General features: G+C 63.0%; 28 protein-coding genes. 7 read left to right on the plus strand and 21 right to left on the minus strand.

All coding sequences use genetic code 11. From position 1 onward, the window contains the following. Window position 1 precedes the first annotated feature (1 nt). The gene (locus tag AAHM38_RS03415) at window positions 2-316 is read left to right on the plus strand and encodes a hypothetical protein (protein WP_009238624.1); all 315 of its coding nucleotides are present in this window, start codon (window positions 2-4) and stop codon (window positions 314-316) included. A 36-nt stretch (window positions 317-352) separates the two neighbouring features. Here AAHM38_RS03415 and AAHM38_RS03420 read toward each other — a convergent pair whose 3' ends face one another. The 6 genes from AAHM38_RS03420 to rpsP all read right to left on the minus strand — a co-directional run bounded on the left by AAHM38_RS03420 (window position 353) and on the right by rpsP (window position 4,425). Further along, complete coding sequence (locus AAHM38_RS03420) at window positions 353-1,294, minus strand: CobD/CbiB family protein (RefSeq protein WP_027677851.1); 942 nt, start codon at window positions 1,292-1,294, stop codon at window positions 353-355. 107 nt (window positions 1,295-1,401) lie between these two features. After that, complete coding sequence (locus tag AAHM38_RS03425; protein ID WP_116574747.1) at window positions 1,402-2,106, minus strand: CoA pyrophosphatase; 705 nt, start codon at window positions 2,104-2,106, stop codon at window positions 1,402-1,404. A 104-nt stretch (window positions 2,107-2,210) separates the two neighbouring features. Next, on the minus strand, window positions 2,211-2,597 hold the full coding sequence (rplS, locus tag AAHM38_RS03430; protein ID WP_012761581.1) for a 50S ribosomal protein L19: 387 nt from the start codon (window positions 2,595-2,597) through the stop codon (window positions 2,211-2,213). A 73-nt stretch (window positions 2,598-2,670) separates the two neighbouring features. Continuing rightward, a complete protein-coding gene (trmD, locus tag AAHM38_RS03435) occupies window positions 2,671-3,459 on the minus strand; it encodes a tRNA (guanosine(37)-N1)-methyltransferase TrmD (RefSeq protein ID WP_009238627.1) in 789 nt (262 codons plus the stop codon). Between the two features lie 23 nt (window positions 3,460-3,482). Then, window positions 3,483-4,037 carry a ribosome maturation factor RimM gene (rimM, locus tag AAHM38_RS03440; RefSeq protein ID WP_116574881.1) on the minus strand — a complete coding sequence of 185 codons (555 nt, stop codon included), beginning with the start codon at window positions 4,035-4,037 and terminating at the stop codon, window positions 3,483-3,485. Between the two features lie 133 nt (window positions 4,038-4,170). Beyond that, the gene (gene rpsP / locus AAHM38_RS03445; RefSeq protein ID WP_012761578.1) at window positions 4,171-4,425 is read right to left on the minus strand and encodes a 30S ribosomal protein S16; all 255 of its coding nucleotides are present in this window, start codon (window positions 4,423-4,425) and stop codon (window positions 4,171-4,173) included. Window positions 4,426-4,570: 145 nt separating this feature from the next. Here rpsP and AAHM38_RS03450 point away from each other — a divergent pair, with 145 nt between their 5' ends. The 4 genes from AAHM38_RS03450 to AAHM38_RS03465 all read left to right on the plus strand — a co-directional run bounded on the left by AAHM38_RS03450 (window position 4,571) and on the right by AAHM38_RS03465 (window position 7,173). Next, window positions 4,571-5,644, plus strand: coding sequence for a PQQ-dependent sugar dehydrogenase (locus AAHM38_RS03450; protein ID WP_012761577.1), 1,074 nt, complete (start codon window positions 4,571-4,573; stop codon window positions 5,642-5,644). 193 nt (window positions 5,645-5,837) lie between these two features. Next, on the plus strand, window positions 5,838-6,227 hold the full coding sequence (locus AAHM38_RS03455; RefSeq protein ID WP_012761576.1) for a hypothetical protein: 390 nt from the start codon (window positions 5,838-5,840) through the stop codon (window positions 6,225-6,227). A gap of 126 nt (window positions 6,228-6,353) precedes the next feature. After that, window positions 6,354-6,527, plus strand: a complete 174-nt coding sequence (locus AAHM38_RS03460; protein WP_004629154.1) for a hypothetical protein — start codon at window positions 6,354-6,356, stop codon at window positions 6,525-6,527. Window positions 6,528-6,717: 190 nt separating this feature from the next. Then, a complete protein-coding gene (locus AAHM38_RS03465; RefSeq protein WP_012761575.1) occupies window positions 6,718-7,173 on the plus strand; it encodes an NINE protein in 456 nt (151 codons plus the stop codon). On the opposite strand, the gene AAHM38_RS03470 is transcribed toward AAHM38_RS03465, so the two are convergent. The 3 genes from AAHM38_RS03470 to AAHM38_RS03480 all read right to left on the minus strand — a co-directional run bounded on the left by AAHM38_RS03470 (window position 7,174) and on the right by AAHM38_RS03480 (window position 10,562). Then, window positions 7,174-8,298 (minus strand): PA0069 family radical SAM protein, encoded by a 1,125-nt coding sequence (locus AAHM38_RS03470; protein ID WP_116574746.1) that lies wholly within the window; start codon window positions 8,296-8,298, stop codon window positions 7,174-7,176. Between the two features lie 82 nt (window positions 8,299-8,380). Then, window positions 8,381-10,000: an alkaline phosphatase D family protein gene (locus AAHM38_RS03475; protein WP_116574880.1), complete on the minus strand. Its 1,620-nt coding sequence runs from the start codon at window positions 9,998-10,000 to the stop codon at window positions 8,381-8,383. 64 nt (window positions 10,001-10,064) lie between these two features. Then, window positions 10,065-10,562 (minus strand): Lrp/AsnC ligand binding domain-containing protein, encoded by a 498-nt coding sequence (locus tag AAHM38_RS03480; protein WP_116574745.1) that lies wholly within the window; start codon window positions 10,560-10,562, stop codon window positions 10,065-10,067. A 123-nt stretch (window positions 10,563-10,685) separates the two neighbouring features. Between AAHM38_RS03480 and AAHM38_RS03485 the strand changes: the two genes are divergently transcribed. Further along, entirely contained in the window at window positions 10,686-11,975 is a 1,290-nt protein-coding gene (locus tag AAHM38_RS03485) for a D-amino acid dehydrogenase (protein WP_116574744.1), read from the plus strand. A gap of 67 nt (window positions 11,976-12,042) precedes the next feature. On the opposite strand, the gene AAHM38_RS03490 is transcribed toward AAHM38_RS03485, so the two are convergent. From AAHM38_RS03490 to AAHM38_RS03520, 7 genes are all read right to left on the minus strand, one after another. Continuing rightward, window positions 12,043-13,827 carry an acyl-CoA dehydrogenase gene (locus AAHM38_RS03490; RefSeq protein WP_116574743.1) on the minus strand — a complete coding sequence of 595 codons (1,785 nt, stop codon included), beginning with the start codon at window positions 13,825-13,827 and terminating at the stop codon, window positions 12,043-12,045. 168 nt (window positions 13,828-13,995) lie between these two features. After that, window positions 13,996-14,931 (minus strand): electron transfer flavoprotein subunit alpha/FixB family protein, encoded by a 936-nt coding sequence (locus AAHM38_RS03495; protein WP_116574742.1) that lies wholly within the window; start codon window positions 14,929-14,931, stop codon window positions 13,996-13,998. A gap of 65 nt (window positions 14,932-14,996) precedes the next feature. Continuing rightward, the gene (locus AAHM38_RS03500) at window positions 14,997-15,746 is read right to left on the minus strand and encodes an electron transfer flavoprotein subunit beta/FixA family protein (RefSeq protein ID WP_012761569.1); all 750 of its coding nucleotides are present in this window, start codon (window positions 15,744-15,746) and stop codon (window positions 14,997-14,999) included. A gap of 189 nt (window positions 15,747-15,935) precedes the next feature. After that, window positions 15,936-16,736, minus strand: coding sequence for a MetQ/NlpA family ABC transporter substrate-binding protein (locus AAHM38_RS03505; RefSeq protein ID WP_012761568.1), 801 nt, complete (start codon window positions 16,734-16,736; stop codon window positions 15,936-15,938). A gap of 32 nt (window positions 16,737-16,768) precedes the next feature. After that, complete coding sequence (locus AAHM38_RS03510) at window positions 16,769-17,422, minus strand: methionine ABC transporter permease (protein ID WP_012761567.1); 654 nt, start codon at window positions 17,420-17,422, stop codon at window positions 16,769-16,771. Continuing rightward, window positions 17,412-18,461: a methionine ABC transporter ATP-binding protein gene (locus AAHM38_RS03515; RefSeq protein WP_116574741.1), complete on the minus strand. Its 1,050-nt coding sequence runs from the start codon at window positions 18,459-18,461 to the stop codon at window positions 17,412-17,414. Before AAHM38_RS03515 ends, AAHM38_RS03510 begins: the two co-directional genes overlap by 11 nt. A gap of 164 nt (window positions 18,462-18,625) precedes the next feature. After that, complete coding sequence (locus AAHM38_RS03520; protein ID WP_009238643.1) at window positions 18,626-19,549, minus strand: histone deacetylase family protein; 924 nt, start codon at window positions 19,547-19,549, stop codon at window positions 18,626-18,628. Between the two features lie 131 nt (window positions 19,550-19,680). Here AAHM38_RS03520 and mltB point away from each other — a divergent pair, with 131 nt between their 5' ends. Beyond that, window positions 19,681-20,805, plus strand: a complete 1,125-nt coding sequence (mltB, locus tag AAHM38_RS03525; protein ID WP_116574740.1) for a lytic murein transglycosylase B — start codon at window positions 19,681-19,683, stop codon at window positions 20,803-20,805. Window positions 20,806-20,872: 67 nt separating this feature from the next. On the opposite strand, the gene cysM is transcribed toward mltB, so the two are convergent. From cysM to AAHM38_RS03550, 5 genes are all read right to left on the minus strand, one after another. Next, complete coding sequence (cysM, locus tag AAHM38_RS03530; protein WP_012761564.1) at window positions 20,873-21,775, minus strand: cysteine synthase CysM; 903 nt, start codon at window positions 21,773-21,775, stop codon at window positions 20,873-20,875. Window positions 21,776-21,884: 109 nt separating this feature from the next. Beyond that, window positions 21,885-22,199 carry a ComEA family DNA-binding protein gene (locus tag AAHM38_RS03535; RefSeq protein WP_009238646.1) on the minus strand — a complete coding sequence of 105 codons (315 nt, stop codon included), beginning with the start codon at window positions 22,197-22,199 and terminating at the stop codon, window positions 21,885-21,887. A gap of 138 nt (window positions 22,200-22,337) precedes the next feature. Continuing rightward, on the minus strand, window positions 22,338-23,333 hold the full coding sequence (gene rfaD / locus AAHM38_RS03540) for an ADP-glyceromanno-heptose 6-epimerase (RefSeq protein WP_116574739.1): 996 nt from the start codon (window positions 23,331-23,333) through the stop codon (window positions 22,338-22,340). Between the two features lie 18 nt (window positions 23,334-23,351). Beyond that, the gene (gene rfaE1 / locus AAHM38_RS03545; RefSeq protein ID WP_116574738.1) at window positions 23,352-24,284 is read right to left on the minus strand and encodes a D-glycero-beta-D-manno-heptose-7-phosphate kinase; all 933 of its coding nucleotides are present in this window, start codon (window positions 24,282-24,284) and stop codon (window positions 23,352-23,354) included. A gap of 38 nt (window positions 24,285-24,322) precedes the next feature. Then, on the minus strand, window positions 24,323-25,422 hold a 1,100-nt coding region (locus AAHM38_RS03550; protein ID WP_342234280.1), incomplete at its 5' end, for a UDP-glucose dehydrogenase family protein.

The raw sequence follows: 25,422 nt of genomic DNA on the forward strand, positions 1-25,422 counted from the left end.
GATGAAGTTGCTGATCAGCAGTTCATCGCTCGGCATGGCGGCGCACTGGCAGAACGTGCTGTCTGCCGCCGGCATTCGCACCGAGCTGCGCAACATCTACTTGAGCAGTGTGGCGGGTGACGTTCCGCCGCAGGATTGCGCAGCGCAGGTCTGGCTGGTGAACCCCGCGCAGGAAGCGCAGGCCCGCGCGCTGCTCGATCAGGCGCAGCACCCGCCGACCGGCCCGGCATGGCGTTGCGCCTATTGTGGAGAGAGCCATGAACCGCAGTTCGCCCAGTGCTGGCGCTGCGGCAAAGACCGTGAAAATGCGGCCTGATTGAACGATCCTTCAGCGGCTAGGTGTCGTGCCCAATCAGCCGAGCCACACGGCAATCGACAGCATTGCCAGCAGCAGCATCCACAGCACCACAGCACGCCACACCAAACCTACAGCCGACTGCAGCGTCCGAACGTTCGGCTCCTGCCCTACTTCCATCGGATAGGCGCCGTCCTCATCGGCAATGCTATCGGCCGAATCGCGTTGCGGAATGGGCGTGCCAAGCCGGACGCCAAGCGCGCCGCCGCCGGCCGCGAGCAGAATGCCATTCACTTCGTCGTTCCACTTGGCCGCACGGTTGCGCCACGCGTACACAGCATCCTCAAAGTTGCCGACGATGGAGAAGCCAATCGCGGTCAAGCGCGCGGGGATGTAGTCGATGACGAAAAACGCTTGGCGGGCGAACAGACCAAGCGCGGGGCTGCGTTCCGTCGACGTATCGCTCCAGTGGCGAGCGAGGTATTCAGCCCCGCGATACAGCACCACACCCGCCGGCCCAATCGGGACCAGGAACCAGAAGAACACGCCAAACACGTGACGATGTGCCGCCACGATCGCGCATTCGAGCGTGTGACGGACGATTTCATTAACCGGCATGTCGGTCGTATCGCGTCCCGACCATTCGTTCAGCAACAGGCGCGCGGTGACAACGTCATCGCTGCGCAACGCCTCATGGATGTCGGTGAAGTAGTGGCTGAACTGCCGGAAGCCTAATGTCAGATAGACCATCAGCACGTTCCACAGGAACGCCAGACCGAGGCTGATGGAAGATAGCAGGTAGTGAACCAGCGCCACGACCACCACTGCCGGCAGCGTGACCACGCACCAGGCAAGCACGGCGTCGCGACGATGGCCGGTATCGAACCATTCTTCTGCCCGCGCTGCCAGTGCGCGCACGACGTCGTAGATCGGGTTGTCCCGGCTGAGCGCACGGAACTGTTCGAGAATCAGCGCGCAGAGTACGGAGAAAAAAGTCATTGGAAGGGCGTTGCGAAGGCGCGGATCACGCCGTGAATGCGATGTGCAAGACGATAGCACACAGCGTGCGCGCAACAGCGCACAGGGAGCCCATATTCGCGCCGACGCTACGCTGCCAGCAGGTGATACAGGTTGCGCAGCATGCCCGCGGTCGCGCCCCAGATGAAGTGATGGCCTGCATCAGGCGCCTGGTCCGATCGCCCAGATCGCCGGTAAGGCATTGCATAGAAACGACGGACGCGATCTTCCCACCGCAGCTCGCGGACTTCATGGTTGGCCGGGTCCATCAAAAAGGCCAGCGGCACTTCAAATACCTCGGCCACTTCACTTGGATCCGGCTGCAGCGTGAAATCGGGCGCGAGCAAGCCAACGATCGGGCTTACATGAAAGCCTGTCCCGGTGATGTAGTCGGGCAAGCGACCAATCACCTCGATGTGATCTGCGCCGATGCCCACTTCTTCCATCGTCTCGCGCAGCGCCGTGTCGACCATGTCGCGATCAAATTCTTCACGTCCGCCGCCGGGAAAGCTGACCTGGCCGGCATGCTGGCTAAGCGACGCATTGCGCTGTGTCAGCAGCACCGTCAGCCCGGCCTCACGCTGCACAAGCGGCACGAGCACCGCCGCCTCGCGTAGCTTGAGCGACGCATCGATCAGGCGGGATTCGTCCGTTTGCTCCGGGTGCCAGTCGGGTTGCTTCTGCAACCGCGCGCGCACGAACTCCGCCGTCAACCGCGAGCCCTCAAGCGCCGGCAACGATGCCTCGGTCAGCACCACCGGCAACTGCTCAGGATCGAAGACGGGACGACGCATTGGATGGGATTGAAGGTGGTGGGCGGGAGACATACATGCGGTCAATCTTCCGCCGCAAAAGAGAAAAAAGGCACCCGAAGGTGCCTTTTCGCAACGCGCGCAGATTACTCCGCTGCGGCTTCCTTGCGCTTGAAGGTCAGCTTCTCCTTGATGCGCGCCGACTTGCCCGAGCGTTCGCGCAGGTAGTACAGCTTCGCACGGCGCACATCACCGCGACGCTTCACTTCGATGCTGGCCAGCAGCGGCGAATACAGCTGGAACGTACGCTCCACGCCTTCGCCCGAAGAGATCTTGCGAACGATGAACGACGAATTCAGGCCACGATTGCGCTTGGCAATCACGACGCCTTCATACGCCTGCACACGCTTGCGGGTGCCTTCAACGACGTTCACGTTGACAATCACAGTGTCGCCAGGGGCGAACGGGGGGATCGTCTTGTTGGCCGTCAGGCGCTTGATTTCTTCCTGCTCGATTTGCTCGATGAGATTCATCTTTTTCTCCTTGACCATCATGCCGGCGTTTTGCCCAGTCGGTAGACCGCGGCCCCGGTAGAGGATGGGAACTTCACTTGGCCGAGCCTTCCGGGACGGAAGCCTCTGACCCCTTTGCCGTTATCGCCGCGGCAGCGAGGAAAACCTCATCGCTGCGGGACAACAAACCCTGCTTGCGCGCCGCCTCGATGAGATCGGGCCGCTTGCGCATTGTGTTCATCAGCGCCTGCTGGCGGCGCCACTTCTCGATCTCGGCGTGATGGCCACCCAGCAGCACATCGGGCACACGCACACCTTCGTACTCTTCCGGCCGCGTGTAGTGCGGGCAGTCGAGCAGACCGTTGACGAAGCTGTCTTGCACTGCCGATTGCGCATCGCCCAGCACGCCAGGCAACTGTCGCACTACCGCGTCGATGATCGCCATCGCCGCAATCTCGCCGCCGGAGAGGACAAAATCGCCAAGGCTGATTTCCTCATCAACGCGACGGTCGACCAAGCGTTGATCGATCGCTTCGTAGCGCCCACACAGCAACGTGAGTGCCGGCAGCTGCGCCAGCTCCATCACCCGCTTGTGCGTGAGCGGCTTGCCTTGCGGCGACAGCAGCACCACATGCGACGCCGCCGGCGCTTGCGCCTGGCGAATCGCGTCCAGTGCAGCTTCCAGCGGCTTGGCCAACATCACCATGCCTGGACCACCGCCATAAGGGCGGTCGTCCACGGTACGGTAGTTGTCCGTCGTGAAATCGCGCGGGTTCCAGGTGCGCAACGTGTACACCTGCTGTTTGACTGCGCGGCTGGTGATACCCCAGTCCGTCAGCGCCCGGAACATATCCGGAAACAGCGAGACGACGTCGAACTGCATCGCCGAATTCTCCGGCCGCATGTTCAGTAATCCAGACCCCAGTCGACGACGATGCGCTTGCCTGCCACATCCACCGACTTCACGTAAACCTCGACAAACGGCACCAGCCGCTCGACCTCGCCCTCACCAACGACACGCAGGATTTGATGCGCACCGTTGTCGATCAGGCCACCCACCGTGCCAAGCGTTTCCTGCTGCTCGTTGACGACCGTGGCGCCGATCAGGTCGACCCAGTAGAACTCGTCATCGTCAGGCTCGGGAAAGTCGGCCCGGCTGACCCACACGGCATAGCCGCGCAGCGCCTCGGCGACATTGCGATCGGGTGCTGCAGGCGAACCTGCCACCACCGTGCCGCTATGCTCACGCGACGTACCGACAGGAAACACCCGCCAGTCCGCCGACGTTGCCAGCGCCCCGCCAGCCGGCTTGAGCCACCACGTGCGGGCATTCAGCAGCGCGTCGGCGTCGCCGTGCAACTGGACCTTGATCCAGCCGCGAATACCGTAGGCCCCACCCACATAACCCACCTCGACGAGATCGTCTGGGAGTGTCGGATTGTTGCCCACGCCCGGGCGCATGGCTTGCAGCCGGTCGGCAATCTTCTGCGAGATTGCCTGCGTTGCAAGAGCCACCGGTCCGGGCCGTGTCGATCCAGCGCGCGTCACAGCAGGATGTGCTCGGACGGCACCGTCGATCGACCCATGCTAAAAATTAGGCAGCAGCCTTCTTGGCGCTTTGCTTCACCAGACGGGCAACCGTCGGCGACAGTTGTGCACCCACGCCTTCCCAGTAGGTCAGGCGGTCTTGCACGATGCGCAGACCTTCCTCGCCTTCACCGGCGAGCGGGTTGTAGAAACCGACGCGCTCGATGAAACGGCCATCACGGCGGTTACGCGAGTCGGTCGCAACGATATTGAAGAACGGGCGCTTCTTGGAGCCACCGCGGGCCAGACGGATCACGACCATGGATCTTTTCCTTGAAAAACTGGGTATGCGTACAGAGAAACATGCAAGTATAGCGCAATTTCTCCGACCAAACAAACACTTAGGCGTATCCAAACGATGTAGCCGTTGGCGCGCCTTGCGGGGACGATGCTTGTGGCCGGCGGTTGTGCTCGCCGCTTGGCTTGGCGCGGGGCCGGCAGCGCTCGCAAAGCTGCCCGTCGAGTCAGTGCGGGTACCGCCGGGTTTCCATGTCGAAGTACTGACCGACGCAATGCCAGCAGCCCGCGAAATGGCACTCTCTCCAGCCGGCATTCTTTATGTAGGCAGCCGCGCGGGCAAGGTGTACGCGATGTCGTTGCAAACGCCGGATGCGCCGATCCATGTGGTCGCGTCTGGGCTGCAATTGCCGGTGGGCGTGGCATGGCGTGACGGCAACCTTTATGTGTCGGCCGTTTCACGCGTGCTGAGGCTCGACGGCATTGACAGCCGGCTCGGTAATCCGCCGGACCCGGTGATCGTCAACGACAAGCTGCCGACGGAAACGCATCACGGGTGGAAATTCATTGCGTTCGGGCCGGACGGCAAGCTGTATGTGCCGGTGGGCGCACCTTGCAACATATGCCGCCCCGATGAGAACCGGTACGCCAACCTCATGCGCATGAATGCCGATGGAAGCAGACTGGAACTCGTGGCGCGCGGCATCCGCAATACGGTCGGCTTCGACTGGCACCCGAGCACGCACGAATTGTGGTTCACCGACAACGGCCGCGATCTCATGGGTGACGACGTGCCAGACGACGAACTGAACCGCATCACCAAGCCCAATCCGCACTTTGGCTATCCGTTCTGCCACGCCGGCGACATTCCGGACCCCGAGTTCGGTGCCGGACATCCGTGCTCAGACTACACACCACCGGCCGCGAGGCTCGGGGCCCACGTAGCGGCCTTAGGCATGCGCTTTTATACGGGCAGCAGCTTTCCGCCGGAATACCGAAACAATGTCTTCATTGCGGAGCATGGTTCGTGGAACCGATCGTCAAAGGTGGGCTACCGCGTCGTGCGCGTCGTTCTGGACGCCGCCGGCAATGTCACGAAGCAGGAGCCGTTCGCCCAGGGCTGGCTGCAAGGTGAGAGGGCCTGGGGACGCCCCGCAGATGTGCTCGTGGCACCGGACGGCAGCCTGCTGGTCTCCGACGACTTGGCGGGCGCGGTGTATCGAATCCACTACACCGGGAAATGATCTTTGCGTCGCCCACCGCTCGAGCAAAGCGTGCGCGAAACATCTCGTTACATGGGTAACGTTCGGACAGTGGATGCCCGCTGAGTGAAGCCTTACATTGACAGGCATGAACACGCGCTGTCGGTCTCTCTTGCAACTGCCAGAAGCACGCGGCGCGTGGCGCTTTCAAATCCTTGCCCGACAGGAGATAGCCATGCCGATCCGCGCATTGCTTCGCCCCTTGGCGGCAGGCGTTCTGATCGTCGCCTCTGCGGGCGCTATGGCTGCCAACGCATCGGCGCGTCAAACCGCCGTCGCCTTCGCAGAATCCACTATGCCCGCATGGACGCAAGCGGCACAGACCATGCCGGAAGAGCGTCCGCTGGTGGCGCAATTCTTCGCTGACAGCCGGGGCGAGCAGGCCGCCCGCATCCGCGCGCAGATGGAACGTATGGAAGCGCGCGCCCGGGCCGACGACCGCCTCAACGGCCGGATTCAGCCCCGCGACGGCGGCGGCCGTGGGGACTGGCAGCAACAGGAACGCATGCGCCAGGAACGAGGAAACGGCGACCAAGGCAACTGGCGCGGCTCCCGCCGCGGTTGAGGCGCGTCGCTCCCACATTTCACATCCCGGAACTTGGCAGGGACGCCTGAGTCGGACTAGATGGCACGTACGCGCGGTTGATGCGACCGTGCCATCACACCAATCACAACGACAACAGGTGCTTCAATGTCATTCCCTCGCCGCCGCCATGTGCGGCTTATCCTCGGTCTGGTTTGGACCACGGCATTCATGCTGATGCTGGCTCACCTGCTTTACGGCGTGCGCGACCAAACGCCTCGACTGCAGCAGGATTCGACGGTTTCGATGAGCGTGCCGTCGCTGCGTCCGGTTCCGATTTAGTGACCCTGCCTCCCCCGCCGCAAACGCTACGCAGCGTTGCGCGCCTCCGGCCAAACTGACGGCCAATTCCCCAAGTTGCTGATGCGTCTTTAAGACGCGCTCCCGGCGCCGCCGTTTGGCTGCGCCGCGGTCGACGTTGGGCGTAGAATGCGCGGCGCTGTGTTGTCTTGCCGTGTGTTCATCGCCCGCTATGCCTACGACCACTCTTCAAAAAAAATCCAAGCTGCTGACCGTGCTGCTCGCCTTCCTGTTCGGAAGCGTGGGCGCGCATCGTTTCTATCTCAAGGGCGGACGCGACTTTTGGGCGTGGTCGCAAGTGCTTGCCATGGTGCTCGGTGTGATTGGCGTGGCGCTGCTGTGGTCCACCCAGCGTGCGAGCGTCCCCGGCTGGGTCTGCGCGATGATCGGCGGGGCTTCCGTGTTGGCCGGTTACCTGTCAGCCCTCGTCTACGGCCTGCGCCCCGACGAAAAATGGGACGCGCAATTCAATCCCGACGGCACGCCCACACATTCGGGCTGGCCTGTCGTACTGCTCAGCGTTCTCACGCTGATGATCGGCACGGGCCTGCTCATGGCGGGCCTCGCCATCACGTTCCAGACGTATTTCGAAACGCAGGTGCAGGCAGCGAAAGAACTGTCACAGTAGTCAAAACAAGCTGCCTTGGCGCTCGTCGACCGGCTTTCGCGATTTGACGGCGCTCGTGGGGGGCTTGAACTGCGAGGTGTCGAGCACCCGTTCGTTGTAGCGGTGGTAGCTGAAGCCGAGCCTGTCGGCGGCCTTGTAGAAACGCTGCCGCAACAAGTCGGCCCAAATGCCGGTGCCGCGCATGCGCGTGGCGAAATCCGCCTTGTAGTCTTGGCCGCCGTGCAGATCGCGGATGCGGTTCATCACGCGTTGCGCGCGGACGGGGAAATGCGCCATCAGCCAATCCTGGAACACCGCGTTCAGCTCGTTCGGCAAGCGCAGCACGATGTAGCTCGCGTACGTGGCGCCCGCCTCGCGCGCGGCTTCCAGGATTTGCTCCATGTGGTCGTCGGTAACGAAGGGGATCATTGGAGCGACGCTGACACCCACCGGAATACCGGCCTCGGCCAGCGTGCGAATCGTGCGCAGGCGACGCGACGGCGTGGCGGCCCGGGGTTCCAGCTTGCGCGCCAGTTCAGCGTCGAGCGTGGTGATGGTGACGGCGGCTACGACGAGGTTCTTCGCCGCCATCGGAGCGAGCAAATCGATGTCGCGCTCGATCAACGTCGATTTGGTGATCAGCCCGACCGGGTGATCGCAATCGTGCAGCACCTGCAACACGTCGCGTGTGATGCGCAACTCGCGCTCAATCGGTTGATATGCATCGGTATTCACGCCCAGCGCTATTGCCTCGCAGCGGTAGCGTGGCTTGGCCAGCGTTTCGCGCAGCACCTCGGCGGCATTGGTCTTGGCGAACAGCCTGGTCTCGAAATCGAGCCCCGGCGATAAGTCCAGATACGCATGCGTCGGCCGCGCAAAGCAATACACGCAACCATGCTCACACCCGCGATACGGATTGAGCGACACCCCAAACGGAATATCCGGCGACTGGTTATGGCTCAGGATGGAGCGAGCGCGCTCAACCGAGACGCTGGTCCCGATGCGCGGCGGCGCATCATCCGGATCGAGGTGCCCGACGAGCGGCTGCCAGCCGTCATCGACGCGCGTGCGCTCGTCGCGCTCGAAGCGGCCTTGCAGATTGGACGTGGCGCCGCGTCCCTTGCGGGGGACGTGGCGATCGGACATGTCGGACACAGCGGAACAGAGTGGATGCGGGGGCTTGCTGATCGTATCGCATCCGCTCTCGCTCCGCTGTGGGTGACGCCGGCTACGCCTCCGGATCGAGCTTCACCTCCCAGAGCGATTTGCCGTCGAGGTCGTGCAGCGATACGTGCATCGTGCGCGTGGCCGGATCGATCTTGGCACGGCCGTAATACTGCTGCAGCGCCGCCGGCGACTGGTTCTGCGGATTGTCCTTGGGAATGCTGATGTAGCGCAGGTCCGGCCCAAATGTCTGGTCGACGTCGTTCGGCCCAAACGTGCCCGCGTTGATCGGGCCGCCGACGAATTCCCAGAACGGCTTGAAGTCCGTGAATTTGGCGCGCGATGGGTGGTAGTACGTAGCCTGCGCGTAGTGCACATCAGCCGTCACCCACACCACGTTCTGGATGTTCTCCTGCTTGATGAAACGCAGAATTTCAGCCAATTCCAATTCACGGCCCGACGGCGCGCCATCATCCGCATTGGCCCAGGCTTCGTAGGTACCCTTTGGCACGTCCGGGTTCAGATCAGGCACCACCAGCGAGATCGGCATGTCGCTGGCAATCACCTTCCACGTGGCCTTTGACTGCTTGACCGATTGCTTCAGCCACGCCGTCTGCGCCGGGCCGAGGAAAGCGGAATCCGCATCCAGCGTGGTCTGCCGGTTCGGCGAGTTGCGACCGCGATAACTGCGCTCGTCCAGCATGAACACGTCGAGCAGCGGGCCGTACCGGAATGCGCGGTAGATCTGCTCGGGGTCGACGGGGTTGAAACGGAACGGGTTGTACTCGAACATCGCCTGCTTTGCGCGGGCGGCCAGCACGGATGCGCTCCGTTCTTGATAGCGTTTCTCTTCCGGGCCGATCTGCTGGCCGGGGTACCAGTTGTTGCGCACCTCGTGGTCGTCCCACTGCACGAGGAAAGGCACCTCGGCAGCAAACGCCCGCTTGTTCTTGTCGAGCTGGTTGTAGACGAAGGCGCCGCGATAGTCGTCCAGCGTCTGCGCGACGTGCGACTTCGCTTCGGTCGTGAGGTTGGTCCACAGCGAACCGTCGGGCAGCTTCACCTCGGCTTCGATGGGGCCGTCAGCGTAGATCTGGTCGCCCGAGTGGATGAAGAAATCGGGCGACTCGCGGCGCATGGCTTCGTACAGGCGGTAGCCGCCGAAGCGCTCGTTGATGCCCCAGCCCTGGCCAGCTTCGTCGCCGGAGAACACGAAGCAGATTGGGCGATTGGCCGACACGGGTGCCGCGCGAAAGCGACCGGCAACCGGCTCGCTGAAGACCTTATCGTGCACGAGGTCCTGGAAGCGCACGCGGTAGAACAGGTCTGCGCCGGCAGGCAGGCCGGTCAGATCGACGCGGGCGGTCAGGCCGTTGCTTTCAAGCGCCGCTGGGCCAACGCGACGCGCGACGTTCTTGAAGGCGGCGTCCGTCGAGTATTCGACGATCATGCGTGCCGGACGATCGGTACGGCTCCAGACGATGGCACTGTCTGCGGTGATATCACCGCTCATCACGCCGCCAGGCACTTGCGGACGCAGGCGCTCGGACGTCACCACGGCCGGTGCGGCGCCTTGAGCCAGCACCTCGGCCATACGCGAGCCCAGCAGCGCGGTACCGCTGGCGGAAACGAGACCCTTGATCAGCGTACGGCGGGTCGGCTTGAAGATCGGCTGGTCGGACATGCGGGCTCCGGTGTCGGTGACGAAGATGCCGGCCAGCGTAAGGCGTTTGCGTGACAACGCTACGTCACGCGCCCTCTTCCGTGACGTCGATGGCGAGCGTCTCCTTGATCTCTTCCATCACGATGTAACTCTTGGACTGCACTGCGCCGGGCAGTTGGAGCAGGATGTCGCCCAACAAGCGTCGGTATTCGCTCATCTCGCGAATGCGCGCCTTGATGAGGTAGTCGAAATCGCCGGAGACCAGGTGGCACTCCAGCACTTCCGGAATGCGCAGCACTTCGCGGCGAAACTGCTCGAACATGTTGCCGGATTTGCTGCCCAGGCTGATCTCCACAAATACCAGCAGCGACGCGCCCAGCATGGCCGGATTGAGCCGCGCGTAGTAACCGAGGATGAAGCGCTCGCGCTCCAGGCGCTTGACGCGCTCGATGCATGGCGTGATGGTCAGGCCGACCGCCTCGGAGAGTTCCTTCATCGACAGGCGCCCATCCTTTTGCAGCAGGTCGAGAATGCGCCGGTCGAGCTTGTCGAGTGCCCGGACGGGCTTACGCTGGGTTCGCATGGCCTAAAACACCCCCAAAATCGAAATAGTTTCTGTTTCCGATAAATATACAGAAACAATTACTGGAGTTGTACGAATACGATAGCGACATCTATCGCAAATGCATCTCCGGGGAGTATCACCATGCGCGTGCTCGTTCTTGGCAGCGGCGTGATCGGCGTGACGAGCGCCTATTACCTGGCCCGTGCGGGCCATGAAGTCACTGTCGTCGACCGCGAAGCGGGTCCGGCACTGGAGACGAGCTTCGCCAATGCTGGCCAGATCTCGCCGGGCTACGCGTCGCCGTGGGCAGCGCCTGGCGTACCGCTCAAAGCCATCAAGTGGATGTTCCAGCAGCACGCACCGCTGACGATACGCCCCGACGGCACCCTCTTCCAGCTCAAATGGATGTGGCAGATGCTGCGCAACTGCGACGCGGCCAGCTATGCGCAAAACAAGGAGCGCATGGTCCGCCTGGCCGAGTACAGCCGCGACTGCATCCGCGACCTGCGCGCCGACACCGGCATCGCCTACGAAGGCCGCCAGCAAGGCACGCTGCAAATCTTCCGCACCCAGCAACAGCTCGACGGCGCCGCGAACGATATCGCCGTGCTCGAGCGCGCCGGCGTGCCGTACGAACTGCTTTCGCGCGAAGACCTCGTGCGCAGTGAACCGGGCCTGGCCTCGACCCGCCACAAGCTGGCCGGTGGCTTGCGCCTACCCAACGACGAAACGGGCGATTGCCAGCTCTTCACCACGCGCCTGGCCGCGATGGCGGAAAAGCTCGGCGTGCGCTTCCGTTTCAACAGCACGATCAACAGCCTCATCTTCAAGAACGATGCCGTACGCGGCGCGCTGGTCGACGGCCAGCCGATCGACGCCGACCTTGTGGTCGTGGCGCTGGGCAGCTACAGCACGCCGTTCCTGAAGAACCTGGTGAACGTACCGGTCTACCCGCTCAAGGGTTTCTCGATCACCGTACCGATGACGGATGCGGACAAGAGCCCCGTGTCCACCATCCTGGACGAGACCTACAAAGTGGCCGTGACGCGCTTTGACGACCGCATCCGCGTGGGCGGCATGGCGCAGATCGTCGGCTACGACAAGCGCCTCGACCCGGGCAAGCGCAAGACGCTGGAGTTCGTGGTCAACGATCTGTTCCCGGGCGCCGGTGATGTGTCACGCGCGTCGTTCTGGACCGGCCTGCGCCCGATGACGCCGGACGGCACGCCGATCGTTGGTCAGACGCCCGTGCGCGGCCTGTGGCTCAACACAGGTCACGGCACGCTGGGTTGGACCATGGCATGCGGCTCAGGCAAGCTGCTGTCGGATCTGGTGTCGGGGCGCTCGCCTGCCATCCGCTCCGATGACCTGTCGGTGTACCGCTACCTGGGCGGCGCGCCGATGCCCGCAACCAAGCCCGCGCTGGCCTGATCGCCTACGCTGCATGCAATGAAAAAGGGAGGCCGAAGCCTCCCTTTTTTATCCTGCTTGGTGTCGCTCAGAACTGGACTTCCGGCACCGCGCCGATCGTCTCGCCGCCCGTCAGGATCGACTGTGCGATACCCGGCGCCTGCGTGAGCAACACGTCCGCGAACACTCGCGCCGTGGCGATCTTGGCGCCGTAGAAGTTCGGGTCTTCACTTTCGCGGTCGATGGCGACCAGCAGCGCACGGGCCATCTGCCAGCCCGACAGCACGATGCCGCATAGTCGCAGATACGGCACGCTGCCAGCAAAGACGGCGTTCGGCTGCGCCTTGGTCTGCTCGACCACAAAGCGCACCACCGACTCCAGCGCCTCGCGGCCCGCCGCCAGACGCGCACGCATCGCGTCGCAATGCGCACCGCCCTTCGCCGCCAGGGTCGCTTCCACCTTGGCGATTTCCGCGCAGATGCCCAACGCCACCGCGCCACCGTCACGCACGGTCTTGCGGCCGATCAGGTCGTTGGCCTGGATGGCCGTGGTGCCTTCGTAGATCGGCAGGATGCGCGCATCGCGATAGAACTGCGCGGCGCCCGTCTCTTCGATAAAGCCCATACCGCCGTGCACCTGCACGCCCAGGCTCGTCACGTCGATCGACATCTCGGTGCTCCAGCCCTTCACGATCGGCACCAGGAATTCGTACAGCGCCGCGTTCTGCTTGCGTGCTGCGTCATCGGCAGCGTGATGGCCGGCATCGCACGCTGCGGCGGCCACGTAGGCCAGCGCACGCGCGCCTTCGGTCATGGCGCGCATCGTCAGCAGCATGCGCTTCACATCCGGGTGGTGAATGATGGGCACAGCTTTGGCAGCAGAGCCATCCACCGGGCGGCTCTGCACACGGTCACGCGCATAGGCCACGGCCTTTTGGTACGCGCGCTCCGACACGCCAATGCCCTGCATGCCCACTGCATAGCGCGCCGCGTTCATCATGATGAACATGTATTCCAGGCCGCGATTTTCTTCGCCGACCAGCGTCCCGATCGCGCCGCCGTTATCGCCAAATTGCAGCACGGCCGTCGGGCTCGCCTTGATGCCGAGCTTGTGTTCGATCGACACGCAATGCGCATCGTTGCGCGCGCCCAGCGAGCCGTCCGGATTGACCATGAACTTCGGCACCACGAACAGCGAGATCCCCTTCACACCCTCCGGCGCGCCCGGCGTACGCGCCAGCACGAGGTGGACGATGTTCTCGGCCATGTCGTGCTCGCCCCAGGTGATGAAGATCTTCGTGCCGAAGATCTTGAACGTGCCGTCGCCCACCGGCTCGGCGCGCGTGCGCACGAGTGCCAGGTCGGAGCCGGCCTGCGGCTCGGTCAGGTTCATCGTGCCCGTCCATTCGCCCGAGATGAGCTTGGGGACGAAAAGCTGTTTCTGTTCTTCGGTGCCGGCGGTCAGCAATGCCTCGATGGCGCCATCCGTCAGCAGCGGGCACAGGGCGAACGACAGGTTGGCCGCATTCAGCATTTCGATGCACGCCGTGGCAATCAGCTTAGGCAGGCCCTGGCCGCCGTATTCCAGCGGGTGCTGCACGCCCTGCCAGCCGCCTTGGCCGAACTGCGCGAACGCCTCCTTGAAACCCGCGGTGGCTGTGACGACGCCGTCCTTCCAACTGCTCGGGTTACGGTCGCCTTCCACATTCAGCGGCGCAACGACCTCACCGGTAAAGCGCGCGCTTTCTTCCAGCACGGCCTGCGCCGTGTCGGCGGTGGCATCTTCAAAGCCGGGCAGCTTGGCGACGTTGTCCAGGCCGGCCAGCTCGTTCATCACGAACAGCATGTCCTTGACGGGGGCTTGATAGGTCATGTCTCTCTCCAACTCTCGTTAAGCGCGATCAGGACAGTGCCTCATCGAGTGCGTGACGCGCTCTCCTGATGGCGCTCGCGTATAAAAAAGCCGTTTCCAAACAGGTCGGAAACGGCTTTGCGTCGGGCATTGCAGCGCACGTCAAACCAAGCGCGCTGCGCGATGCGATCAGCCCAGTGCGGCCACCAGCTCCGGCACGACGGCATTCAGGTCGCCCACGAGGCCGTAGTCCGCCACCTGGAAGATCGGCGCTTCCGGATCCTTGTTGATCGCGACGATCACCTTCGAATCCTTCATGCCGGCCAAGTGCTGGATTGCGCCCGAGATACCGACGGCGATGTACAGCTGCGGCGCGACGATCTTGCCGGTCTGGCCGACCTGGTAGTCGTTCGGCACGAAGCCGGCGTCCACTGCCGCGCGCGAGGCACCCAGCGCGGCGCCCAGCTTGTCGGCCAGCGGCGTCAGCACCTTGGTGTAGTTCTCGCCCGAACCCACGCCACGGCCGCCCGACACGATGATCTTGGCGGCGGTCAGTTCCGGGCGGTCGCTCTTCGTCACTTCACGCGAGACGAATTGCGAGATGCCGGCATCAGCCACGGCGGTCAGGTTTTCGGTAGCAGCCGAGCCACCGGTAGCGGCAGCCGGGTCGAATGCCGTGCCGCGCACGGTGATTACCTTCACCTTGTCGGCCGATTGCACGGTGGCAATCGCGTTGCCGGCGTAGATCGGGCGCTCGAAAGTGTCCGGGCCGTCGACCTTGGTGATGTCGGACAACTGGGCCACGTCCAGCTTGGCGGCCACGCGCGGCAGGATGTTCTTGCCGTAGGCGGTGGCGGGCGCCAGGATGTGGCTGTAGTTGCCGGCAACGGCCAGGGCCTGCTCGGCGACGTTCTCGGCCAGGCCATCGGCAAACTGGGGCGCGTCGGCCACCAGCACCTTGGTCACGCCGGCGATCTGCGCGGCGGCCTGTGCAGCGGCGCCGCAGCCAGCGCCGGCCACCAGCACGTGGACGTCACCGCCGCATTGGGCGGCGGCCGTCACGGTGTTCAGCGTCGCGGCCTTGATGGATTGATTGTCGTGTTCAGCAATAACGAGTGCGGTCATCTTGATCTGCCTGTTCGGTGTGCTTGAAGTTGCGTGCAGTTGCGGGAAGGTTACAAACCCGCCGCTTACAGCACCTTGGCTTCCGTCTTGAGCTTGGACACCAGCGTGGCCACATCGGGCACCATCACACCGGCGCTGCGCTTGGCGGGCTCGACCACCTTCAGCGTCTTCAGGTGCGGTGCAACGTCCACGCCCAGATCTTCCGGCTTGACCGTGTCGAGTTGCTTCTTCTTCGCCTTCATGATGTTCGGCAGCGTCACGTAGCGCGGCTCGTTCAGGCGCAGGTCGGTGGTGACCACAGCCGGCAGCTTGACCGACAGGGTCTCCAGGCCGCCGTCCACTTCACGCGTGACCGAAGCCTTGCCGTCGGCAATCTGCACCTTCGAGGCAAACGTGGCTTGCGGCAGGCCGGCCAGCGCAGCCAGCATCTGGCCGGTCTGGTTGGCGTCGTCGTCAATCGCCTGCTTGCCGAGGATGATCAGCTGCGGCTGTTCCTTGTCGACCAGCGCTTTGAGCAGCTTGGCCACGGCCAGCGGCTGCAGTTCTTCATTCGTTTCAACCAGGATGCCGCGATCGGCGCCGATGGCCATGGCAGTGCGCAGGGTTTCCTGGCACTGCGTCACGCCGCACGAAACGGCGATCACTTCGGTAGCGACGCCCGCTTCCTTCAGGCGAACCGCCTCTTCCACGGCGATCTCGTCGAACGGGTTCATGCTCATCTTGACGTTGGCCAGATCGACACCGCTGCCGTCCGTCTTCACGCGAACTTTCACGTTGTAATCGATCACGCGCTTGACTGCGACCAGGACTTTCATGCGCTCACTCCACTAATTGATAAGACGATTTTGCAAAACGCCGGCCATTATAAGGGGGGCTGGTCGCTCGCGTAATTTTTCCGAACGGTCGTGCTATTTTAACCGCGAAAATTTGCCGGACGCCAGTCAAACGTCCGGCAATCTGTTTGGTAGAACCCTCTACCGGATCACCGAAGGATCACGAAGTGGTTACCAAGCCACAATCACCGCATCTTTGTACTTCGTCTTGACGAAGGACTTCACAGCGTCGGAATGATACGCCTTCACGAGCTTGGCGACCCAGGGTTGATCCTTGTCGGCCACGCGGATGGCAATCACGTTGGCATACGGGCCCTTCGGGCTTTCGATGGCGATGCCGTCTTTGGTCGGGTCCAGGTTCGCCTTCTCCGCATAGTTGCCGTTGATGGCTGCGGCATCCAGATCATCCAGCGAGCGCGGCAGTTGCGCGGCATCCAATTCGACGAACTTTAGCTTCTTCGGGTTCTCGGCCACGTCGCGCGGCGAGGCCTTGAAACCGGCGTTCGGCTTGAGCTTGATCACGCCTTGCGATTGCAGCAGCAGGAGCGCTCGGCCGCCGTTGGTCGGGTCGTTCGGCAGACCGAAACGCGCACCGTCCTTCAACTCCTTCAGCGACTTGATCTTCTTGGAGTAGATGCCCATCGGGAAGGTGATGGTCTGACCGACGCTCACGAACTTGTAGCCGCGCGTGGCGATCTGGTCATCCAGATACGGCTGGTGCTGATAGCTGTTTGCATCCAGATCGCCGGCAGCCAAGGCGGCGTTCGGCTGGATGTAATCGTTGAATTCGACGATCTGGAGCTTCAGGCCGTCCTTCTCGGCAACCTTCTTCACCTCTTCCATGATCTCGGCGTGCGGGCCGGCGGTCACGCCGATCTTGATCGGCTTGCTCTGCGCGAGCGCGCTGCCTGCGACCAGTGCCAATGCGGCGCCAAGGCTCGCGGACCATTGCAGCAGTTGACGGCGATTCATTGTGTTTCCTCGTGGTGTCTGTCGATTGAGTATTAACGGTGGCTCAGGCGGCGCACGAGCCAATCGCCCGTCGATTGCACCGCCTGCACGAAGACGATCAGGATGACGACAACCGCCAGCATGATGTCCGATTCGTAGCGCTGATAGCCGTAGCGGATGCCCAGGTCGCCCAGGCCGCCGCCGCCGATGGTACCGGCCATGGCCGAGTAGCCGACAAGGCTGACGAAGGTGATCGTCAGGCCGGCGAGGATGCCCGGCATCGCTTCCGGCAGCAGCACCTTGTAGACCAGCTGACCAGTCGTCGCACCCATGGACTGCGCGGCTTCGATCAGGCCACGATCCACTTCGCGCAGCGCAGTCTCAACCAGACGTGCAACAAACGGAATCGCAGCAATCGTCAGCGGCACGATGGCCGCCGCGGTGCCAATGGACGAGCCCGCCAGCAGGCGGGTGAACGGAATCACGGCGACCAGCAGAATGATGAACGGCACCGAGCGCACGGCATTGACGACAAGGCCTGCCACGCGATTGAACACTGGCGCGGACAGCACGCCGCCCGAAGTCGTCAGGTACAGCAGTACGCCGAGCGGTACGCCAAACAGCGCGCCAATGCCGCCTGACACGCCCACCATGGCCAGCGTTTCCCAGAAGGCCGGCAGGAACAGATCGGTCAGGTCAGACCACATGATTGATCTCCTCGACCACCACGCCTTGCTCGCGCAGGAAGTTCATCGCGTTGTTGATGTCGGCGGTATCGCCCGATGCCAGGATCGCCAGCGAGCCGAAGGCCTGGCCCTGAATTTCGTCGATATGGCCGTGCAGGATATTGAAGTCGAGCCCGTAGTTGCGGATCGCCTGGGCCAGCACCGGCTGGTCCACGCCTGCACCGGTAAATGCCAAACGGAACAGGTGGTCACGGCCACCCTGCTCACGCGCGGTGAGGCGGCTTTCCACGCGCGCCAGAACGGTAGGCGGTAATTCTTGGGAAATCACCTCGCCGATGAGCGCGCGCGTTACGTCATGCTTGGGCTGGAGGAACACATCGATGACGCGGCCGAGTTCGACCACGCGGCCAGCGTCCAGCACCGCCACACGGTCGCACACCTGCTTGATGACTTCCATCTGGTGCGTGATCAGCACGATGGTCAGACCGAGTTCGCGGTTGATCTTGCGCAGCAGGTCGAGAATCGAGCGTGTTGTCTCCGGATCCAGCGCGGAAGTCGCCTCATCGGAGAGCAGCACATCGGGCTGGCTCGCCAGCGCGCGGGCGATGCCAACGCGCTGCTTCTGGCCTCCGGAAATCTGCGCGGGGTAGCGATCCTTATGCGCGGACAGGCCCACCAGTTCCAGCAGCGGCAACACGATCTCGCGGATGCGTTCGCGCGATGTGCCGGCCAGCTCCAGCGGCAGCGCCACGTTGTCGTACACGGTGCGCGACGACAGCAAATTGAAGTGCTGGAAGATCATGCCGATCTTGCGGCGCGCCTGGCGCAGTCCGTCGGCATTCAGGGCAGTCAGTTCCTGCCCTGCCACGGTGACGGTGCCCGAGGTCGGCCGGTTCAAAAGATTGATGACGCGGACGAGCGTGCTCTTGCCCGCGCCGCTGCGGCCGATGATGCCGAAAATCTCTCCCCGGTCGATGGTCAGGTCGACGTCGCGCAGCGCGTGGACGTCATGGCCGTCCGCCCCCCGAAAGTGCTGCGATATCCCCTTGAGTTCGATCATGCGTACAGACAAAAACGGCAACCGCCCTGCTTAGGCCGTTGCCGTCTCTTTTTTGTTTGAATGAGGCGCTAGTGTAAGGCAGGCCCCACATGCGAGGAACGATTCTTTCACGATGTCTTTATTACTTTTTCGAATGACATCAATGAATTGTCATCGTTGATAGCCTAAAGCTCGGCAAGCGCCTTGACGTGCGCCACCACGCTGCGGCCAAGCGCGCTGAGGTTGTAGCCGCCCTCCAGACAGCTGACGATCCGGCCCTTGGCGTGTTTGCGCGCCACTTGCATCAGCTGTTTCGTAATCCAGGCGTAGTCCGCCTCGACCAGGCCCATCTGGCCCAGATCGTCTTCGCGATGCGCATCGAAGCCGGCAGAAATGAACAGCATCTCGGGCTCGAACGCCTCCAGGCGCGGCAGCCAGATGGTCTCCACCACCTCGCGTACGGTCAGGCCATTGGTATACGCCGGTAGCGGAATGTTGACCATGTTGGCCGCCACCGCCTCGGTGCCGGAATACGGATAGAACGGGTGCTGGAAGATGCTGCACATCAGCACGCGGGGCTCATCGCGGAAGGCCGCTTCGGTGCCGTTGCCATGGTGGACATCAAAGTCGACGATCGCCACGCGCTGCAAGCCGTGATGCTCCAGTGCGTGACGCGCGGCCACGGCCACGTTGTTGAAGAAGCAAAAGCCCATCGCGCGGCCAGGCTCGGCATGGTGGCCGGGCGGGCGGACGCTGCAGAAAGCATTTTCAAGTTCGCCTGCGATGACCTTGTCGGTGGCATCCACCGCCGCACCGGCGGCCAGCACTGCGGCCATATAGGTGTGCGGGTTCATCGACGTGTCGGGATCGATCGGCATATAGCCGGCAATCGGCACACTGGCCACCAGCTCGCGCACGTATTCGGCACGATGCACGCGACACAGCTGCGCCTCGGTGGCAGGGGGCGCCTCGCACGGGACGAGCAAGTCTTCAATGCGGCTGGCGATGAGCTGGTCTTCGATCGCGCGCAGGCGGTCCGGGCATTCGGGATGGTGCGGGCCCATCTCGTGCCGGAGAAATTCGGGATGCGTGTAGAGGCCGGTCGCCATGTTGTTGTGATCCGGTGTGCTTCAGTGTCTCCAGCCGCTACGTTAGCACGGCTGTGCGACAACGCCGCGCGCCCTGGCCGAACCAACAGATGCATCCGCTACAATGCCCCGATCCCGTATGAAGCCTGCCCATGAGCCAATCGCTTTCTTCCCGTCGTCCCGTATTGCGCGCCCTGGTGGCTGGCGCAGCGCTCTCCGCACTCTCTTTCCCGGCGCTCTCGCTGGCGGCCAAGAAGGCCGCCAAATCGTCCAAGCGCCGCGTCGCGGTGCATGAAGAAGAGATTGATCCCGATCGTTATCGCAACAACCCGCAGACGCAGGCCTTCATCGGCATGCTGGTCGCGCAGTACAACTTTGACCGGACATCGCTCGATACGCTGTTTGCGGGCACAGCCTATTCCGCCACGGTGGCGCGCTTGATCCTGCCGCCGGCCACACCCGCGCGTCGCAGCTGGACGGCCTATCGCGGCCGCTTCATTGAGCCGATCCGCATCGGCGCAGGCGTGCGGTTCTGGCAGCAATACGGCGACACACTGCGCCGCGCCGAGAACGAATTCGGCGTGCCGGCCGATGTGATCGTGGGCATCCTTGGCGTGGAGACCATCTACGGCCGGGACATGGGCAACTTCCGCGTGATTGACGCGCTGTCCACGCTGGCTTTCGACTACCCCGACACGCCCAACCGCGAAGACCGCAGCACGATGTTCCGCAATCAGTTGAAGGACTTCCTGCTCTGGTGCCGCGACACGGGCACGGACACGTTCTCGGTCCTGGGCTCGTATGCGGGCGCAGTGGGCATTCCGCAGTTCATGCCGACCAGCATTCGCGAATACGCCATCGATTACGATCGCGACGGCCACATCGATCTGCGCAACAGCGCGGTGGATGCCATTGGCAGCGTTGCCCGCTTCCTGCAGATGCATGGCTGGGAGCCGAACCGCCCCGTGATGTGGAACATTGCCGGCGATGCCGATAGCCAGGGCATTGCGGCCGCCGCCGCAGATGGCCAGCCGTATCCCGGCATGACGTTGTCCAGGCTCACACGCGCTGGTCTGGCATTGGCTCCGGGTGTGGATACCGCACGCGAGCAGGAAACCGAAGTGCTGATGATCGATCTGCCCACGCCCGGCCAGCCGACCGAATACCGCGTCGGGCTGCGCAATTTCTACGTGCTCACGCGCTACAACCGCAGCTTCTTCTATGCGGCGGCGGTGTACGAGTTGGGCCAGGCCGTGCGCCAGGCGACGCAGGGTTGATCTGCCGTCCACGCAACGAAAAAGCGCAGCTTCGGCTGCGCTTTTTTCATGGCGATGCGGCGTGCCGTCAGGCGGGGAAGACACCCGTCGACAAGTAGCGATCGCCTCGGTCGCAAACCACGAACACGATCGTCGCGTTTTCCACTTCCTCGGCTACGCGCAGCGCCACGCACAACGCTCCGGCTGCGGAGATTCCGCAGAAGATGCCTTCTTCACGCGCCATGCGCCGCGCCATGTGCTCGGCGTCGGACTGGCTCACCGGTTCGGTCCGATCAATGTATTTCGGATCGTAGATCTTCGGCATGTACGCCTCGGGCCACTTCCGGATGCCCGGAATGCGCGAGCCTTCTTCCGGTTGTGCACCAATGATCTGAATATCCGCGTTCTTCTCTTTCAGGAAGCGCGAGACGCCCGTAATGGTGCCCGTCGTGCCCATCGCCGAGACGAAGTGCGTAATACGGCCTTCAGTCTCGCGCCACAGTTCGGGGCCGGTGGTCTCGTAGTGCGCGAGCGGGTTGTCCGGGTTGGCAAACTGGTCGAGGATGACGCCCTTGCCTTCCTTCTCCATCGCATCGGCCAAGTCGCGAGCGTATTCCATACCGCCCTTGACGGGCGTCAGGATGATCTCAGCGCCGTAAGCGGCCATGCTCTGGCGACGCTCCACCGACAGGTCTTCCGGCATGATGAGCACCATCTTGTAGCCCCGCACGGCAGCGGCCATGGCCAGCGCAATGCCGGTGTTGCCCGAGGTGGCCTCGATCAGCGTATCACCCGGCTTGATGCGGCCCCGTGCTTCGGCGCGCTTGATCATGGACAGCGCGGGGCGATCCTTGACTGAGCCGGCCGGGTTATTGCCTTCGAGTTTGCCGAGGATGACATTGCCGCGACGCGCGTTGCCTTCGCCTGGAATGCGCTGGAGCTGGACCAGCGGCGTGTTGCCGATGGTGTCTTCGATCGTGAGATAGGCCATGATGCGTAAGGGACAGGAATCAGGCCATTGTAATGCAGCCCAAATCCCTCCCCCGCGCATGGCAAAACGCCCCGCTAGAGGCGGGGCGTTGTCGGTGGGTGACCCAGCGTTATTTCTTCTTAGCGTCCTTGCCGTCCTTCTTGGCTGCCGGTGCAGGAGCCGGAGCACCGAACGTCAGACCTTCGTTCTCGAGCTTGACGAGCGTCTTGTCACCAATGCCGGACACGCGGGCCTTGAAGTCGGCAGCATCCTTGTACGGACCATTCTTGGTGCGCTCTTCGATAATCAACTTGGAACGCTTGGGGCCAATGCCGGACAGCGTCTCCAGCCCCGCGTGGTCCGCGGTATTTACATCTACCGCCGCCCACGACATCGACAGCATCGACAGGGACATCAGCGCGGTGGCCAATAGTTTCTTCAACATGTGCTTCTCCTGGGTATAGGGAATAAAAAAACCGCCACGTGAGCGGCGGTTTCGGCACATCTTAAAGAGCATCCTGGCGATGCTGCTGCGCACGGACAAAAAGTCACACGCTGTCTGATTCTTTGCAGGACTGACAGGTCAGGCCGGCTGCTTCAGCAGCCACTGACAGTAACGTTCCACGCCTTCCTGCACGGTCAGGAACGGCGCCGCGTAGCCTGCCGCCCGCAGGCGGGACTGGTCAGCCTGCGTGAAACACTGGTATTTGCCGCGCAATGCATCGGGAAATTTGACGTACTCGATGAGACCTTCCTGAGCCAACTCTTCGGTGGAAAGTGCCGGCTTGCCTTCTGCTGCGCGCAACGTGTTCACGACCGTCGTGGCGATATCGTTGAACGGCTGTGCGCGGCCCGTACCGAGATTGAAGATGCCCGACTTGTCCGGATTGTCGAAGAAGAACAGGTTGACCTTCACCACATCTTCCACCGACACAAAATCGCGCATCTGGCCGCCTTGCGGGTAGCCGTTGTACTCGCCGAACAGCTTGACGGTACCTTCTGCGCGGAACTGGTTGAAGTTGTGGAACGCCACCGACGCCATGCGGCCCTTGTGCTGCTCGCGCGGGCCGTAGACGTTGAAGTAGCGGAAGCCGACGATCTGCGACAGCGCGGTCGGCATGACACGGCGCACGACCTGGTCGAACAGCAGCTTGGAGTAGCCGTACACATTGAGCGGCCGCTCGAACTCGGGCTCTTCGCGGAACGTTTCCGACGCGCCGTACGTGGCGGCCGAAGAGGCATAGAGGAACTGCACGCCTTGGTCCAGACACGCGCGCATCACCGCAAGCGAGTAGCGGTAATTGTTGTCCATCATGTAGCGGCCATCGGTCTCCATGGTGTCGGAGCAGGCCCCTTCATGGAAGATCGCACGGACCTTGCCGAACTCGCCGCGCGCAAAGCGCTCGACAAAATCGGTCTTGTCCAGGTAATCGCTGATCTGGCAGTCGACGATGTTCTTGAACTTGTCGGCCCGCGTGAGGTTGTCCACCGCGATGATGTCGGTCTCGCCGCGCTCGTTCAGGCCCTTGACGATGTTGGCTCCGATAAAGCCGGCAGCGCCGGTGACAATGATGGTCATGATCCGTTGATCAGGTGATCAGTTGAAGAGTTCTGCGTGCGTGACGACAGCCGTACCCAGCTTGCCGACCACGATGCCGCCTGCGCGATTCGCGTACTGAACCGCTTCCTTGATGTTGGCGCCCGCACCCAGCAGCGTGGCCAGGGTGGCGATGACAGTGTCGCCCGCACCGGACACGTCGAACACTTCGCGCGCCTGCGCCGACACGTGGAGCACTTCGTGCTCGGTATAAAGCGTCATACCTTCTTCCGAGCGCGTGAGCAGAAGTGCCTCGAGCTGCAACTCACGGCGCAGATTCTGGGCACGGATGGTGAGGTCCTGCTCTGACTTCCACGAGCCGACCACCTGACGCATTTCGGCCCGGTTGGGCGTGATCATGGTCGCGCCCTTGTAGCGCGAATAGTCGTCGCCCTTCGGGTCGACCAGCACGCGGCGGCCCGCCTGGCGCGATGTCTCGATCATCTTGCCGACGTGCGTGAGACCGCCCTTGCCGTAGTCGGACAGCACCACCACGTCGTGCTGCGGCACCAGCGTACCGAAACGATCGAGCACCGACATCAGCACTTCGTGCGTGGGCGCATTTTCAAAATCAACGCGAATCAATTGCTGCTGACGTGCGAGCACGCGCAGCTTGATGGTCGTGTTGACTGCCGGATCACGATGCAGGTGACCGGTGACGCGGCTCTCGCCGAGCAGCGTTTCGATGCTGCGACCCGGCTCGTCGTCGCCGATCACACCGAGCATGGCTGCCTGCGCACCGAGCGCCGCCACGTTGCGGGCCACGTTGGCCGCACCGCCAAGACGTTCGTCCTGGCGCTTGATCTGCACCACGGGCACCGGCGCTTCCGGTGAAATCCGATCGACGTCTCCAAACCAGTAGCGGTCGAGCATCATGTCGCCGACCACGAGGATGCGGGCGGCGTGAATCTGTTCGGAAGCGAGCGTGGTCATGGGTCTGGGCGTCGGCAGCGGCCGGTGGGTCTCGGTGATTACGATTGGGTAGAGCGCCCGATGGCCTGGTATTCAAAGCCCGCATCGCGCATGGCTTGCGGCTCGAACAGGTTGCGGCCGTCGAACACCATCGGCGTCTTCAACAGGGCCTTCACGGCATTGAAGTCCGGGCTGCGGAACGCCTTCCACTCGGTCACGATGACCAGCGCGTCGGCATCCTTGAGCGCGTCCATCTGACCGGCGCAGAACATCACGCGTTCCAGTTGTTCGGCAGAAAGATCGAGCCCCAACGCATGGCGGGCTTCTTCCATCGCAACCGGGTCATACACTTGCACGCGCGCGCCACGGGCCAGCAGCGCGGCAATCAGAATGCGGCTCGGAGCCTCGCGCATGTCATCGGTGTTCGGCTTGAACGCCAGGCCCCAAATGGCGAATGTGCGACCGGTCAGGTCGGCTCCCAAGCGATCTTCGATCTTGCCGACCAGCACTTCCTTCTGCTTGTCGTTGACGGCTTCGACGGCTTCGAGCACATGCAGCGTCTGACCGTACTCCTGCGCCGTGCGCACCAGCGCTTGCACGTCCTTCGGGAAACACGACCCGCCGTAGCCCGTGCCAGCGTAGAGGAAGCTGTAGCCGATACGCGGGTCAGAGCCGATGCCAAGGCGAACGAGCTCGATGTCTGCGCCCACCTTGTCCGCCAGATTGGCCATCTCGTTCATGAACGAAATGCGCGTGGCAAGCATTGAATTGGCGGCGTATTTAGTGAACTCGGCGGAGCGCACGTCCATGTAGAACGTGCGCTCGTGGTTGCGGTTGAACGGTGCGTAAAGCGTGCGCATGATCGCCTTGGCGCGCAGGCCATCGGCGTCGCCATAGGTGCCGAGCACGATACGGTCGGGGCGCATGAAGTCGTCCACCGCCGCGCCTTCCTTCAGGAATTCCGGATTCGATACCACAGAGAAGCCGATGTCCGACTTGCCGCGCATTGCCAGCACATCGCCCACCGCGGCACGCACCTTGTCGCCCGTTCCCACCGGCACCGTCGATTTGTCGACGATCACCTTGAAGCCCGTCATGTGCTGGGCGATGTTGCGGGCAGCCGCGAGCACGTACTTCAGGTCGGCCGAACCGTCTTCAT

The organism is Ralstonia sp. OTU4908, assembly GCF_038440115.1.
In the GTDB taxonomy this organism is placed as follows: Bacteria; Pseudomonadota; Gammaproteobacteria; order Burkholderiales; family Burkholderiaceae; genus Ralstonia; species Ralstonia pickettii.